Genomic DNA, 15341 nt, shown 5'->3' on the forward strand with positions numbered 1-15341 from the left:
GATCAATTCAAGCCGATCCGGCCCAATCCCGCATCAATCCACCTTGGCGCCCGAATCCTTGACCACCTTGGCCCATTTCGTGGTTTCGGCGCGGATGAAGGCGGCGAACTGCTCGGGCGTGTTGCCGACCGGCTCGGCGCCCTGTGCCTGCAGCCGCTCGCGCACCGCCGGGGCGCCCAGCGCCTTGGCCACTTCCTGCTGGATGCGCTGGATTACCTCCGGCGGCGTGCCCGCCGGCGCCAGCATGCCGAACCAGGAACTGGCCTCGTATTGCGGCAGGCCGGCCGCCTGGGCAATGGTCGGCACGCCCGGCAGCGCCGGCGACGGCCTGGCGCTGGTCACCGCCAGCGCCTTGAGCTTGCCGCTCTTGATCAGCGCCATCGACGACGGCAGGTTGTCGAACATCACCTGCATGGTGCCGCCCGCCAGGTCGACCAGCGCGGGACCGCTGCCCTTGTAAGGGAAGTGCACCATGAAGGTCCGGGTTTGTGTCTTGAACAGCTCACCGGCCAGGTGGATCGAGGTACCGTTGCCGCTCGAGGCCATGTTGATCTTGCCGGGATTGGCGCGCGCATAGGTGATCAGGTCCTTGACGCTGTCGATCTTGTGCTGCTGCGCGAACGCCGGATTGAGCACCAGCACGTTGGGCACCGCCGCCACCTCGGTGATCGGCGCGAAGTCCTTGATCGGGTCGAACGGCAGCTTGCCGTACAGCGACTGGTTGATGCCGTGGGTGCCGACGGTGCCCATCAGCAGCGTGTAGCCGTCGGGCGCGGCCTTGGCGACGATGTCGGCGCCGATATTGCCGCCGGCGCCGGGCTTGTTGTCGACCACCACGTTCCAGCCGGGCAGCTTGGCCAGTTCGGCCGCCACCGCGCGCGCCAGGATATCGGTGGTGCCGCCGGCGGCGAAGGGCACCACCAGCCGGATCGGCTTGGCCGGATACGGGTCGGCGGCCAGCGCCGGCTGGCTGGCAAGCGCGCCGAGGCTGGCGGACAGCAGCAGCGCAACGACGCGCCGGCGAGTGGGTTGCATGCTTGGTCTCCCTGGGGTTTGGCCGCGGCACCTGGTGGCGGCATGGTCAGTGCATTCTAGTTGGCACCCGCGACGGAGCCGATGAGGTGATGCCCTATGGCGTATCGTGGGGCGCGGTCCTGCCAATGAAAAAAGGCACCCGGAGGTGCCTTTCCAGTTCAAGCCTGATTTGCTTAGAACTTGTGGCGGATGCCGATGGCGGCGCCGATCATCTTGTCTTCGCCGGTACCCAGGAAGTAACCGTTGGCGAAGCTGATTGCCGAGGTGTCGAAGTTCAGGCCGGCGTTCTTCGAGAAGGCAGCGGTCAGGTAAACGTCGGTGCGCTTGGACAGGTTGTAGTCGGCGACGAACGAGATCTGCCAGGGGTTCTTAATGTTGTTGGCGGTGCCGGTGGCGGCCAGGTTCAGGTTCTTGACGTCGTCGTAGTAGTAGGCGAGCGTCAGGCCCAGCGCCGGGCTGACCTGGTAGTTGGCACCCACCCAGTAGTAGTTGTCCTTCAGGATGGTGTTGTCGTTGGGGGCCTTGTTCATGCCCCAGCGGTAGCCGGCCATCAGCTTGGCCGGGCCGAAGGCGTAGCTGGCGGCGACGGCCGCCTTCTTGAAGTCGCCGGTGCCACCGGCGGCGTTCAGGGTCGGGTTGTACTGGTCGTAGGCTGCCGAAATGCCGAACGGGCCTGCCGCCCACGCCAGGCCGGCACCATAGCCGGTGTCGCGGCGGAACTGGCCCGGGACCTCGCCGGCGCCGGCCACGCCGTTGCCGAACGACCAGTGGGCGATCCCCGTGACCGGACCGAACTTGCCGGTGTACTTGGCGGTATTGTCCGAGCGGAAGTTCAGGCCCAGCTGCGCCACCACCGGTTCATACTGGGTGGCATAGCCGGTCGGCGAGAAGTTGGCCATCATGTCGAACAGCGTGGTGTACTGGCGACCGAAGGTGAAGCGGCCGACCTGGGCGCTTTCCAGGCCGACATACGCCTGACGACCGAACAGGCGGCCGCCTTGCTGGGACCGGCCGTCATCGAGACCGAAACCGCTTTCGAGCACGAACAGCGCCTTCATGCCGCTGCCCAGGTCTTCCACGCCGCGCAGGCCCCAACGCGAACCGGACAGGCCGCCCGAGGTCAGCCGGAAGACGTTTTCCGCCGGGCCGACTGCCAGGCCGTTGGCGATCGACGGCGTGACGCTGGACATGTTGCTTACGTATTCGATGTTGGCATCGACCACACCGTACAGGGTCACGCTCGATTGGGCCTGCGCCGCCCCAGCAAATGCGCCAAGCGCTGCCAGCGCCAGAAGCGATTTCTTCATGCTCGTTGATCTCCACTGTAAGAATTATTGGTGACGGCGCGGGAGAACCTCCTGATGGTCTCCATCCCCCGAGCGTCAAACTTCCTTGGAAGTTGCGAAGTACTGTAACAAACAACTTTTCGTTCACCATTGGGGCCCAACCCCTTGTCTTGTTTTAACAACTCAGGGTTTCTGAGTAGCCGGGCGTATCAACGCAAGGCGGGATGCGGTCTGGCGGCGATTAGAGGCAAGCTACAATACGGGTAATCCCGATGGCGCCCCGGCGTGCCGCGCCGCGGCCGCGCACCCCACCATGGCAGGGGCTTGCCCGGGCACCGATTCCAACCGCCTCTGCGACATGGACAACCTGATCAAAGAATTCGACGTGGCCCTGCGCGCCATTGCCGGCGCCACGCGCTCGGCGCGCGCCAACCCGGCTGACCGGCTGGCGCCGGACACCGAACAGATGAGTGCCGACGAGCGCCGCCATGTGGCCGGCCTGATGCGCATCAACCATGTCGGCGAGGTCTGCGCCCAGGCCCTGTACCAGGCGCAGAAGCTGACCGCGCGCAACGGCGCCGTGCGCGCGCAGATGGATGCCGCCGCGCGCGAAGAGGAAGACCACCTGGCCTGGTGCGCCGAGCGCCTGCGCGAGCTGGGTTCGCGTCCGAGCCTGCTCAATCCGCTCTGGTACGCCGGCGCCTTCGCCATCGGCTGGGTCGCCGGCCGCGCGGGCGATCGCGTCAGCCTGGGCTTCGTTGCCGAGACCGAGCGCCAGGTCGAGCACCACCTCGGCGGACACCTGGACCGCCTGCCCGAGTCCGATGGCCGCTCGCGCGCCATCCTCGAGCAGATGCGCGACGACGAGATCCGCCATGGCGACGCCGCGCGCGAGGCCGGCGGCATGCCCTTGCCCGCGCCGGTGCGCGCGCTGATGCGCGGCGCCTCGCGCGTGATGACCACCGCCGCCTACCGCATCTGAGCTCGGCCGCCCGAGATCGGGCGTCTGCCGCCCAGCCCTGAATTCAGCAGGGCTGGCGGGCAATTGTTGTATCCTCGGGGCGCGCGCCGGGACAGGTCTTTTCCGCGCTGTCGGCAGTTCCTCCGCAAGTGGTTCTCAGGTGGTTTCTCTGCTTTCCTCCCTAAGATCTTCATTTCATTAAGGATTCACTTTTCCGGTGCGTGAGGTGTGCGCGCTAAGTCATTGTTCTGATTAAAAAAATCTCGTTTGTTGCCCCGCCTGCAGCCTTGACCGCCCATATCGCTTCCTCTAAAGTGGGAAATAGTGTGAGGAAGTGTATTTTTGTGTGAAATTGGGCCCCGGCCATGGGATGATTCTCACCATAGTCGGAACGGAAGGATTCACGCGCAGGCCGGCCGGCGAACCGTTCGCAGGACCGGCGTGGACCGGGAGCAAGCTTGTTTCAGGGAGCATCGGCGCTGTCGCTGGATGCCAAGGGGCGGATGTCGATTCCGTCGCGGCATCGCGAAGCGCTGCAACAGCAGGCCGAGGGCCGGGTTACGCTGACCAAGCACCCGGATGGCTGCCTGCTGCTGTTTCCCCGGCCCGAGTGGGAAAACTTCCGCACGCGCATTGCAGCGCTGCCGATGGATGCGCACTGGTGGAAGCGCATCTTCCTGGGCAACGCCGCCGACGTGGAAATGGACGGCGCGGGCCGGGTGCTGATCGCACCGGAGCTGCGCAGTGCCGCCATGCTCGACAAGGAAGTCATGCTGCTCGGCATGGGCAGCCATTTCGAAGTGTGGGATGCCGCAACCTACGCCGCCAAGGAACAGCAGGCGATGGCGCAGGGCATGCCCGAAGCATTGAAGAATTTCTCTTTCTGAAGAGGTCATGAGTCCTACCGGAACCCCGGCAACCCCCGCCTTGCAGCATCGCACCGTGCTGCTGGACGAGGCCGTCGACGCGCTGGTCTGGCGGCCCGACGGGGTTTATGTCGACGGCACCTTCGGCAGGGGAGGGCACAGCCGGGCGGTACTGGCCCGGCTGGGGCCAGACGGGGCCCTGGTTGCGTTCGACAAGGACCCAGCAGCAATCGCAGAAGCGGGCACCATCAAGGATGCCCGCTTCTCCATTGAGCACGCGAGCTTTGCGGCGATGGCCGAGCGCCTGTCGGGGCGCGGCCATGTCGCCGGCGTGCTGCTCGACCTGGGGATCAGCTCGCCCCAGATCGATGAGGCGGCGAGGGGGTTTTCCTTTCGTTTCGAGGGCCCGCTGGACATGCGCATGGACACCACGCGCGGCATCACTGCCGCCCAGTGGCTGGCGCAGGCGGATGAGCAGGACATTGCCAGGGTGATACGAGACTATGGGGAAGAACGGTTTGCTGTACAGATTGCAAAGGCGATTGTTGCTCGCCGGAGCCAATCCGGCGATGGCGGACCCGTCGCCACTACTGCCGACCTTGCCGCGCTCGTGGCGAAAGCCGTCAAAACACGCGAGAAGGGTCAGGACCCTGCGACCCGCACCTTTCAGGCTCTACGGATTCACGTCAATCAAGAGCTTGAGGACCTCGAAAGAGGGCTGAAGGCAGCTTATGACCTGCTGCAGGTAGGGGGACGCCTGGTGGTGATCAGCTTCCATTCGCTGGAGGACCGCATCGTCAAGCGGTTCATGGCGGCGCACGCCCGTCCCCAGCAGGATGCCGATCCGGCGCTGCGCCGCGCGCCGCTGCGCGCGGCCGACCTGCCGCAACCGACGCTGCGCCTGCTCGGCCGCTACAAGCCGGGCGCCGAAGAGGTGGCCGCCAACCCGCGCGCGCGCTCGGCGGTGATGCGCGTGGCCGAGAAGCTGGCGCCTGCTGTGTCGACCGCTGGCGGAGGTGCGCGCGCATGAACCGCCTGACCTTCTTCCTGCTGGCCGCGCTGATCCTGTGCGCGCTGTCGCTGGTGAGCGCGCAGCACCAGGCGCGCACGCTGTTTGTCGCGCTCGAGCGCGCCCAGGCGGAAGAGCGGCAGCTCGACATCGACTGGTCGCGCCTGCAATACCAGCAGAGCGCGCTGGGCAAGAGCGCGCGCATTGCCGATGCGGCGCGCGCGCAGCTGAAGATGGCGCCGGTCAACCCCGGCAAGACCCAGTACCTGTCCGGCATCGTGCTGCCGCCGGCCCCGTCCGCGCCGGCCAGCGCAGCGGAGGCGCGCTGATGAGCATGGCCCGCCCCAACCCGCCCCGCCGTGACCGCAACGGCACCGCCTCGCGCCCGCGCAGCGGCCAGTTCGCCGCCAGCCCGGTGCTGGGCCTGCGCCTGCCGATGTGGCGCTCCAAGCTGGTGGTGTTCCTGATGTTCGCCGCGTTCGTCGCGCTGGCCGTGCGCGCCGCGTGGATCCAGGGGCCCGGCAACCAGTTCTACGAGGCCGAGGGCAAGAAGCGCTTCCAGCGCACGCTTGAATTGCCGGCCACGCGCGGCAAGATCCTCGACCGCAACGGCCTGGTGCTGGCCACCAGCCTGCCGGTCAAGGCGATCTGGGCGGTGCCCGAGGACGTGCCCAACCAGGTCGAAGCGGCCAAGATCCGCCAGCTGGCCCGGCTGCTCGGCATGTCCGAGAAGGACCTGGGCAAGAAGCTGTCCGAGGACAAGGGCTTTGTCTACCTGAAGCGCCAGGTGCTGCCCGACGTCGCCGACAAGATCGCGGCGCTGAAGATCGAAGGCATCCACCAGACCCGCGAATACAAGCGCTTCTACCCGGAAGGGGAGGCGATGGCGCATATCGTCGGCTTCACCAATGTGGAGGACCGCGGCCAGGAAGGCGTCGAGCTGGCGCGCGAGAGCGGGCTGGCCGGCCGTGCCGGCGCGCGCCAGGTGATCAAGGACCGGCTCGGCCGCGTGGTCGAGGACATCGGCGTGCTCAAGACCCCGCGCGACGGCGAGGACATCCAGCTGTCGATCGACGCCAAGATCCAGTACCTGGCCTACAACGAACTCAAGGCCGTAGTCGACAAGCACAAGGCCAAGGCCGCCAGCGCGGTGGTGCTCGACGCCCAGACCGGCGAGGTGCTGGCGCTGGCCAACTGGCCTACCTACAACCCCAACGACCGCACCCGGCTGTCCGGCGAGCAGCTGCGCAACCGCGTGCTGACCGACACCTTCGAGCCCGGCTCGATGATGAAGCCGATCACGGTGGGGCTGGCGCTGCAGCTCAAGCGCGTGTCGCCCTCGACCGTGATCGCCACCACCGGCAAGTACAACTTCGAAGGCGCCACCATCACCGATACCCACAACTATGGCGCGCTCACCGTCACCGGCGTGATCCAGAAGTCGTCCAACATCGGCACGACCAAGATCGCGATGATGATGAAGCCGCAGGAAATGTGGGACATGTACACCAGCATCGGGCTGGGGCAGGCGCCCAAGATCGGCTTCCCCGGCGCGGTCGCCGGACGCGTGCGCCCGTACAAGAGCTGGCGCCCGATCGAGCAGGCCACCATGTCGTACGGCTACGGCCTGTCGGTGTCGCTGTTCCAGATGGCGCATGCCTACACCATCTTCGCCCATGACGGCGAGCTAATCCCGGTGACGATGTTCCGCACCAACGGCCCCGCCACCGGCGAGCGCATCCTGTCGCCGCAGGTGGCGCGCGACGTGCGCGCGATGATGGAAACCGTGACCGCGCCCGGCGGCACCGCGCCCGAGGCGCAGGTGATGGGCTACCGCGTCGGCGGCAAGACCGGCACCGCCTACAAGCATGAAGGACGCGGCTACAACCGCAGCAAGTACCGCGCCTCGTTCATCGGCCTGGCGCCGATGTCCAACCCGCGCATCATCGTTGCCGTCAGCGTGGACGAGCCCACCGCCGGCAGCCACTACGGCGGCCTGGTGGCCGGCCCCGCGTTCGCGGCCATCACCGGCGGCACGCTGCGCGCGCTGAACGTCCAGCCCGATTCGCCGATCCGCCAGCTGGTGGTCAGCGACAAGGTGCAGGAAAGCGAACCGTGGAGTTCGACCCAATGAGATCGACCCGATGACGGCCAAGCCCCTGCTTCCCCTCGAGGTCACCGCCCAGGCCAGCAACGCGCTGGCCTGGCTGCGTACCAACGTGGCCGCCGCGGCGCAGCTGAGCGGCGATACCCGGCGCCTGGCGCGCGGCGATGTGTTCTTCGCCTACGTGCTGGGCAACGACCGCCTTGCCACCGACGGCCGGCCCTATATCGCCCAGGCGATTGCCGCCGGCGCCGGCGCCGTGGTCTACGAAGCCGACGGCTTCGACTGGTCCTTCGGCGACGCCGTGCCGCACCTCGCCGTAAGCTGCCTGCACCAGCTGGCCGGCCCGATCGCTGCCGGCTGGCACGGCAACCCGGCGCGCGGCCTGGCCGTGACCGGCATCACCGGCACCAACGGCAAGACCTCGTGCAGCCAGTGGCTGGCGCGCGTGCTGCAGGCCGCCGGCACGCCCTGTGCAGCCATCGGCACGCTCGGCACCGGCTTCCCGGACGCGTTGCAGGCCACCGGCTTCACCACCCCCGACGCGGTGCAGCTGCAGGCCAGCCTGGCCACGCTGCACGATGCCGGCGCGCGCGCCGTGGCGATGGAAGTGTCCTCGCACGGTCTCGAGCAGGGGCGCGTGGCCGGTACGCATTTCTCGGTGGCGGTGCTGACCAACCTGACCCAGGACCACCTCGACTACCACGGCTCGATGGCCGAGTACGAGGCCGCCAAGGCGCGCCTGTTCCGCTGGGACGGCCTGCGCACCGCGGTGATCAACCGCGACGACGGCATGGGCCAGCGCCTGTTGGCGGCCGACGCCGCCGCCGTGGCCGCGCCGCATGTGATCGAATACGGCATCGACGGCCCCGCCGCCGCCACGGTGCGCGGCCCGCGTGGCGCATGGCTGCGCGCCACCAAGGTGCGCGCCACCGGCACCGGCACTGCCTTCCATATCGACGGCAGCTTCGGCCATGCCGAGATGGCGACGCCGATGATCGGCGCCTTCAATGTCAGCAACCTGCTGGCGGTGCTGGGCGCGGCCTTGGCCAACGGCGTGGCGTGGGACGCGGCGATTGCCGCGCTGCGCGCGCTCGCGCCGGTGGAAGGGCGCATGGAGCTGTTCGGCGCCGGCCATGACGCCGCGCAGGCGCCGCTGGCCGTGGTCGACTACGCCCACACCCCCGACGCGCTCGAGCAGACCCTGGCCGCGCTGCGCCCGGTGGCGCAGGCGCGCAACGGCCGCCTGTGGTGCGTGTTCGGCTGCGGCGGCGACCGCGATCCGATCAAGCGCCCGCTGATGGGCGCCGTGGCCGAGCGCCTGGCCGACGAAGTTGTGCTGACCAGCGACAACCCGCGCAGCGAAGACCCGCAGGAGATCCTCGACGCGATTGCCGACGGCATGGCCGAGCGCGCGCGCGGGCGCCAGATCGAAGACCGCGCCGCCGCCATCCTCTATGCCGTGCGGCACGCGGCCCCGGCCGACGTGGTGCTGGTGGCGGGCAAGGGCCACGAGGCCACCCAGGAGATCCAGGGCCGCAAGCGGCCGTTCTCGGATCGCGAACACGTACGGCTGGCACTGGCCACGCGCGGAGTATCGGCATGAGCCAGACCACCATGACCACCTTGCAGCAGGCCGCCGGCTGGATCGCCGGCGCGCGCATTAGCGGCGATGGCGCCGTGTCGTTCGCGCGCGTGCATACCGACAGCCGCAGCGTCGAGCCCGGCGACCTGTTCGTGGCGCTGCGCGGCGAGCGTTTCGATGCGCATGACTTCATTGCCGACGTGGTCGCGCGCGGCGCCGCCGCGGTGCTGGTGAGCCGCGAGGTCGACGCCGGGGTGCCGGCCATCGTTGCGCCGGACACGCGCATTGCGCTGGGCGAGCTCGGTGCCGGCTGGCGCCGCCAGTTCACGCTGCCGGCGGTGGCGGTGACCGGCAGCAACGGCAAGACCACGGTCAAGGAAATGATCGCGGCGATCTTTGCCGCGGCCGTCGGCGAGGACCAGCGGCTGGCCACCGGCGGCAACCTGAACAACGATATCGGCCTGCCGCTGACGGTGCTGCGCCTGCGCGCCACGCACAAGCTGGCAGTGCTGGAGCTCGGCATGAACCATCCGGGCGAGACCGTCTACCTGGCCGGCATCGCCCAGCCCACCGTGGCGGTGATCACCAACGCGCAGCGCGAGCACCAGGAGTTCATGGTCAGCGTGGAAGCCGTGGCGCACGAGCACGCCGCCGCGATCGCGGCGCTGCCGGCCGACGGCGTGGCGGTGTTCCCGCTCGACGCGCAAAGCGGCGGCGCCTACGCGCCGGTATGGCGCGCAGCCGCGGGTGCGCGCCAGGCGCTGTCGTTCGGCACCTCGCAGCAGGCCGACGTGCACGCCACCGTGGAACTGGTCGACGGCGTGCAGGTGATGCAGGTGCGCGCGCCGGGCCATGCCTTCGAGGTGCGGCTGGCGCTGCTGGGCGAGCACAACGTGCGCAACGCGCTGGCGGCGATCGCCTGCGCGCTCGCAGCGGGCGTGCACGTGCCGGCGATCCAGGCGGGCCTGGCGGAGTTCAAGCCCGTGAAGGGGCGGCTGCAGGTCAAGTACACGCCGGCCGGCACGGTGGTGATCGACGACACCTACAACGCCAATCCCGACTCGATGCGCGCCGCCATCGACGTGCTGGCCGGCTTTGCCGCGCCGCGCGTGCTGGTGCTGGGCGACATGGGCGAGGTGGGCGACCAGGGGCCGGCGTTCCACGACGAGATCGGGGCCTACGCCCGGGCGCGCGGCATCGACGTGCTGTGGGCCACCGGCGAACTGGCAGCGCATGCAGTGCAGGCGTTCGGCGCCAGCGGCCGCCATTTCGGCAGCGCGGAAGACCTGGCGAAGGCCTTGGAGGAAGACAGCGGGGGCATGGTGGCGCAAGCGGGCGCCGTGCTGGTGAAGGGATCGCGCTTCATGCGCATGGAACGGATGGTCGCGGCGCTGGTCGCAGACACTTCCGCATATTAAATAAGACAACACGATGTTATTGGCTCTGGCCCAGTGGCTGCAAAACGACTACAGCTTCCTCCGGGTCGTCAACTACCTGACTTTCCGCGCGGTGATGGCCAACGTCACCGCGCTGGTGATCGGCCTGGCGTTCGGGCCGTGGGTGATCCGCAAGCTGACCGAGCTGAAGGTCGGTCAGGCGGTGCGCACCATCGGCCCGCAGACGCACCTGGTCAAGTCCGGCACGCCCACCATGGGCGGCGTGCTGGTGCTGGTGTCGATCGCAGTGTCGACGCTGCTGTGGTGCGACTGGGGCAACCGCTTTATCTGGGTGGTGATGCTGGTCACCTTCGGCTATGGCGCGATCGGCTGGGTCGATGACTACCGCAAGGTGGTGTATCGCGACCCGCGCGGCATGTCGAGCCGCGAGAAGTTTTTCTGGCAGACGCTGATCGGCCTGGTGGCCGCGGTCTACCTGGCGTTCTCGGTGTCCGAGAGCAGCAACGTGCGGGTGTGGGAGCTGTTCCTGAACTGGGTCGAGGGCGGGCTGTCGCTGGACATGCCGTACAAGTCCAACCTGATCGTGCCCTTCTTCAAGGAGATCAGCTATCCGCTGGGCGTGGCCGGCTTCATCGTGCTGACCTACCTGGTGATCGTGGGCTCTAGCAACGCGGTCAACCTGACCGACGGCCTGGACGGCCTGGTGATCATGCCGGTGGTCTTGGTCGGCGGCGGGCTGGGCGTGTTTGCCTATGTGATGGGCAACGCGGTCTACAGCAAGTACCTGCTGTTCCCGCATATCCCGGGCGCGGGCGAGCTGCTGATCTTCTGCTCGGCGCTGGGCGGGGCGGGGCTGGCCTTCCTCTGGTTCAACGCGCATCCGGCCCAGGTGTTCATGGGCGACGTCGGCGCGCTGGCTCTGGGTGGCGCGCTGGGCACGGTGGCGGTGATCGTGCGCCAGGAGATCGTGCTGTTCGTGATGGGCGGCATCTTCGTGGTGGAAACGCTGTCGGTGATGGCGCAGGTCACGTGGTTCAAGATCACCAAGCGCCGCTATGGCGAGGGCAGGCGGCTGTTCCGCATGGCGCCGCTGCATCACCATTTCGAGCTGGGCGGCTGGAAGGAAACCCAGGTCACGGTGCGCTTCTGGATCATCACCATGCTGCTGGTGCTGATCGGGTTGTCGACGCTGAAGCTGCGTTAAGAAAGACGCTGCGCTGAAGAGGCGCGGCTTGATCGATACAGGAAACCAAGGGCAGGAAATCGAAGTGTTTGGCGAGCTGCAAAAACCTCATGTGCTGGTACTGGGCCTCGGCGAGTCGGGGCTGGCCATGGCGCGCTGGTGTGGCCTGAACGGCTGCGCGGTGCGCGTGGCCGACACGCGCGAGGCGCCCGCCAACCTTGTGTTCCTGCAGGCCGAACTGACTTCGGCCGAATTCGTCGGCGGCCCCTTCGCCGAAAGCCTGCTCGACGGCATCGGCCTTGTGGCGATCAGCCCCGGCCTGTCCCCGCTGGAGGCCGCCACCGGCGCGCTGCTGGCCGCGGCGCAGGCGCGCGGCATCCCGGTGTGGGGTGAAATCGAGCTGTTCGTGCGCGCGCTGCGCCACCTCGAAGCCGAGTCCGGCTATGCGCCGAAGCTGCTGGCGATCACCGGCACCAACGGCAAGACCACCACCACCGCGCTGACCGGCCGGCTGGTCGAGCGCGCCGGCAAGAGCGTGGCGGTGGCGGGCAATATCAGCCCGTCGGCGCTGGACAAGCTGTCGGCCTGCATCGCCGCGGCGTCGCTGCCGGAGGTCTGGGTGCTGGAGCTGTCGAGCTTCCAGCTGGAAACCGCCCATACGCTGGCGCCGCATGCTGCCACCGTGCTCAACGTGACGCAGGACCACCTCGACTGGCACGGCTCGATGGAAGCCTATGCCGCGTCCAAGGCGCGCATCTTCGGCCCGGCCGGCCATGCCTGCGTGCAGGTGCTGAACCGCAACGATCGCCTGACCCTGGACATGGCACGCCCGGGCGCCGCGCCGGTGACCTTCGGCATCGACCTGCCCGAAGTGCCGGGCAGCTTCGGCATCCTGCGCGAGGGCGGCATGCCCTGGCTGGTGCTGGCCGAGCCCGATCCCGACGCGCAAGGGGAGGGCAAGCCGCGCCGCCGCAAGGCCGCCGAGCCCGCCCCGGAAGCGGTGCCGGTGCGCCACAAGCGCCTGATGCCGGCCGACGCGCTGCATATCCGCGGCATGCACAACGCCACCAACGCGATGGCCGCGCTGGCGCTGTGCCGTGCCATCGACCTGCCGCTGAACGCGCTGCTGCACGGCCTGCGTGAATACCGCGGCGAGCCGCATCGCGTCGAGTGGGTCGCCACCATCGACGATGTCGAGTATTTCGACGACAGCAAGGGCACCAACGTGGGCGCCACCGTGGCCGCGCTGTCGGGCCTGGACAAGCGCGTGGTGCTGATCGCCGGGGGCGAGGGCAAGGGACAGGATTTCTCGCCGCTGGCCGCGCCGGTGGCGCAGTACGCGCGCGCGGTGGTGCTGATCGGCCGCGCCGCGGCCGAGCTGCGCGATGCGCTGCAGGGCAGCGGCGCCAGCCTGGTCGACGCCGCCACGCTGGAAGAGGCGGTGACGCAGGCCGCCGCGCTGGCCGAAGCCGGCGATGCGGTGCTGCTGTCGCCGGCGTGCGCCAGCCTGGACATGTTCCGCAACTACGTGCATCGCGCCGAGGTGTTCCGCGGCGCGGTGGAAGAACTGGCCCTGTCCCGGGGGATCCTGCCATGAGCGACGCACAGGTCAAGCGCAGCGGTTTTATCGGCGCCACCATCGGCAATGCCTGGGGTGGCCTGCGCGACGCGGTGTCGGGCGTCAAGCCGACCCGCTCGCGCATGATGGAGTACGACCAGCCCATGCTGTGGGTCTCGATCGTGCTGCTCGCGCTCGGCCTGGTGATGGTCTACTCGGCCTCGATCGCGCTGCCGGACTCGCCGCGCTACGCCAACTACCGCGAAAGCCACTTCCTGATGCGCCATGCGTTCGCGCTGGGGATCGGGCTGTCGGTCGGGCTGGCCGCGTTCCAGGTGCCGGTCAAGGTGTGGGACCGCTATGCGCCCAAGTTGTTTATCGTCGCGTTGATCCTGCTGGTGATCGTGCTGGTGCCGTTCGTCGGCAAGGGCGTGAACGGCGCACGGCGCTGGATTCCGCTGGGCGTGATGAACTTCCAGCCGTCCGAGCTGATGAAGCTGGCGGTGGTGCTGTATGCCGCCAACTACACCGTGCGCAAGCAGGAGTGGATGCAGACCGTGTCCAAGGGCTTCCTGCCGATGGGCGTGGCGGTGGTGGTGGTGGGCCTGCTGCTGCTGCTGGAACCCGACATGGGCGCGTTCCTGGTGATCGCCGCGGTGGCGATGGGCATCCTGTTCCTGGGCGGCATCAACGGCAAGCTCTTCGCCGGCCTGGTCGGGGTGGCGATCGGGGCCTTCGCGCTGCTGATCACCGCGTCGCCCTGGCGGCGCGAGCGGATCTTCGCCTACCTGAACCCGTGGGAAGAGAGCAACGCGCTCGGCAAGGCCTACCAGCTGACGCACTCGCTGATCGCCTTCGGCCGCGGCGAGTGGACCGGCGTGGGGCTGGGCGGCAGCATCGAAAAGCTGCACTACCTGCCCGAGGCGCATACCGACTTCATCCTCGCCGTGATCGGCGAGGAATTCGGCTTTATCGGCGTGCTGGTGGTGATCGTGCTGTTCTACTGGCTGGTGCGGCGCGCCTTCAATATCGGCCGCACCGCGCTGCAGCTGGACCGCACCTTTGCCGGCCTGGTGGCCAAGGGCATCGGCGTCTGGATCGGCTGGCAGACCTTTATCAACATGGGCGTTAACCTGGGCCTGCTGCCGACCAAGGGGCTGACGCTGCCGCTGGTCAGCTATGGCGGCTCGGGCATCCTGATGAATTGCGTGGCGCTGGCGATTCTCCTTCGCATCGACTACGAAAACCGTGTGCTGATGCGAGGAGGGAAGGTATGACGCAGTCGCGCACCCTGCTCGTGATGGCCGGCGGCACCGGGGGGCATGTGTTCCCCGGGCTGGCGGTCGCACAGGCGCTGCGCGCGCAGGGCTGGAACGTAGTCTGGCTGGGCAACCGCACCGGCATGGAAGCCACGCTGGTGCCGAAGCACGACATCCCGATGGAGTTCATCCAGTTCGGCGGGCTGCGCGGCAAGGGGCTGGTGACCAAGTTCCTGCTGCCGCTGAACCTGTTGCGCGCGTTCTGGCAAAGCATCGCCGCGCTGCGGCGGGTGCGTCCGAGCGTGGTGCTGGGCATGGGCGGCTATATCACCTTCCCGGCCGGCATGATGGCCTCGCTGCTGGGACGGCCGCTGGTGCTGCACGAGCAGAACTCGATCGCCGGGCTGGCCAACAAGGTGCTGGCCCGGGTCGCAGACCGCGTGCTGTGCGCCTTCCCGGACACGCTGCCCGGCGGCGAATGGACCGGCAACCCGGTGCGCGAGGAACTGGCGCACCTGGATGCACCCGAGTCGCGCTACGACCAGCGCATCGGCCAGCTGCGCATCCTGGTGGTGGGCGGCAGCCTGGGCGCCGCGTCGCTGAACGAGGTGGTGCCGAAGGCCATCGCGCTGCTGCCGGAAGGCGAGCGCCCGGTGGTTACGCACCAGGCCGGAGCCAAGCAGATCGACACGCTGCGCGCCAACTACGCCGCGGCGCAGGTGCCGGCGCAGACGCTGCCGTTCATCGACGACATGGCGCGCGCCTATGCCGACGCCGACCTGGTGATCTGCCGTGCCGGCGCGATGACGGTGTCGGAAGTGGCCGCGGCGGGCGTGGCGGCGCTGTTCGTGCCGTTCCCGCATGCGGTGGACGACCACCAGACCACCAACGCACAGTTTTTGTCGAGCCAGGGTGCGGCCCTGCTCGTGCAGCAGAAAGACCTGACGGCCGAGGGCCTGGCGCAGACCATTGCCAGCCTGACCCGGCCGCAGCTGAAGGACATGGCGCGCCTGGCGCGCGGACTGGCCAGGCCTGAGGCAACCCGGCGCGTCGCCGAGGTATGCAGCGAGCTGGCCAGGGACTGAAGTGAGCGAAGCA

13 protein-coding genes are annotated in these 15341 nt (G+C 68.4%); 11 read left to right on the forward strand and 2 right to left on the reverse strand.

Annotated elements, in window-relative coordinates; all coding sequences use genetic code 11:
* Positions 1-33 precede the first annotated feature (33 nt).
* Positions 34-1035 (reverse strand): Bug family tripartite tricarboxylate transporter substrate binding protein, encoded by a 1002-nt coding sequence (locus MKD38_RS21330; RefSeq protein WP_252679754.1) that lies wholly within the window; start codon positions 1033-1035, stop codon positions 34-36.
* Between the two features lie 173 nt (positions 1036-1208).
* Positions 1209-2342, reverse strand: a complete 1134-nt coding sequence (locus MKD38_RS21335; RefSeq protein ID WP_252679756.1) for a porin — start codon at positions 2340-2342, stop codon at positions 1209-1211.
* A gap of 337 nt (positions 2343-2679) precedes the next feature.
* On the opposite strand from MKD38_RS21335, the gene coq7 reads away from it, so the two are divergent.
* From coq7 to murG, 11 genes are all read left to right on the forward strand, one after another.
* Positions 2680-3303 (forward strand): 2-polyprenyl-3-methyl-6-methoxy-1,4-benzoquinone monooxygenase, encoded by a 624-nt coding sequence (gene coq7, locus MKD38_RS21340; protein WP_252679758.1) that lies wholly within the window; start codon positions 2680-2682, stop codon positions 3301-3303.
* A gap of 437 nt (positions 3304-3740) precedes the next feature.
* Positions 3741-4169, forward strand: coding sequence for a division/cell wall cluster transcriptional repressor MraZ (gene mraZ / locus MKD38_RS21345; protein WP_018006227.1), 429 nt, complete (start codon positions 3741-3743; stop codon positions 4167-4169).
* A 7-nt stretch (positions 4170-4176) separates the two neighbouring features.
* The gene (gene rsmH, locus MKD38_RS21350) at positions 4177-5178 is read left to right on the forward strand and encodes a 16S rRNA (cytosine(1402)-N(4))-methyltransferase RsmH (RefSeq protein ID WP_252679760.1); all 1002 of its coding nucleotides are present in this window, start codon (positions 4177-4179) and stop codon (positions 5176-5178) included.
* A complete protein-coding gene (gene ftsL / locus MKD38_RS21355) occupies positions 5175-5486 on the forward strand; it encodes a cell division protein FtsL (protein ID WP_018006229.1) in 312 nt (103 codons plus the stop codon). The genes rsmH and ftsL overlap by 4 nt, the downstream gene beginning before the upstream one ends.
* On the forward strand, positions 5486-7291 hold the full coding sequence (locus MKD38_RS21360; RefSeq protein WP_252679762.1) for a peptidoglycan D,D-transpeptidase FtsI family protein: 1806 nt from the start codon (positions 5486-5488) through the stop codon (positions 7289-7291). Before ftsL ends, MKD38_RS21360 begins: the two co-directional genes overlap by 1 nt.
* A 10-nt stretch (positions 7292-7301) precedes the next feature.
* Positions 7302-8867 (forward strand): UDP-N-acetylmuramoyl-L-alanyl-D-glutamate--2,6-diaminopimelate ligase, encoded by a 1566-nt coding sequence (locus MKD38_RS21365; protein WP_252679764.1) that lies wholly within the window; start codon positions 7302-7304, stop codon positions 8865-8867.
* Entirely contained in the window at positions 8864-10264 is a 1401-nt protein-coding gene (locus tag MKD38_RS21370; RefSeq protein ID WP_252679766.1) for a UDP-N-acetylmuramoyl-tripeptide--D-alanyl-D-alanine ligase, read from the forward strand. The genes MKD38_RS21365 and MKD38_RS21370 overlap by 4 nt, the downstream gene beginning before the upstream one ends.
* A gap of 13 nt (positions 10265-10277) precedes the next feature.
* Positions 10278-11447, forward strand: coding sequence for a phospho-N-acetylmuramoyl-pentapeptide-transferase (gene mraY, locus MKD38_RS21375; RefSeq protein ID WP_012353957.1), 1170 nt, complete (start codon positions 10278-10280; stop codon positions 11445-11447).
* A 64-nt stretch (positions 11448-11511) separates the two neighbouring features.
* Positions 11512-13023 (forward strand): UDP-N-acetylmuramoyl-L-alanine--D-glutamate ligase, encoded by a 1512-nt coding sequence (gene murD, locus MKD38_RS21380; protein ID WP_252680021.1) that lies wholly within the window; start codon positions 11512-11514, stop codon positions 13021-13023.
* Complete coding sequence (gene ftsW, locus MKD38_RS21385; protein ID WP_116600847.1) at positions 13020-14261, forward strand: putative lipid II flippase FtsW; 1242 nt, start codon at positions 13020-13022, stop codon at positions 14259-14261. The genes murD and ftsW overlap by 4 nt, the downstream gene beginning before the upstream one ends.
* Entirely contained in the window at positions 14258-15328 is a 1071-nt protein-coding gene (murG, locus tag MKD38_RS21390; protein ID WP_252679768.1) for an undecaprenyldiphospho-muramoylpentapeptide beta-N-acetylglucosaminyltransferase, read from the forward strand. The genes ftsW and murG overlap by 4 nt, the downstream gene beginning before the upstream one ends.
* The last annotated feature ends 13 nt before the right edge of the window (positions 15329-15341 follow it).

Origin of the sequence: Cupriavidus sp. WGlv3 (assembly GCF_023952475.1) — a bacterium.
GTDB lineage: Bacteria > Pseudomonadota > Gammaproteobacteria > Burkholderiales > Burkholderiaceae > Cupriavidus > Cupriavidus phytorum.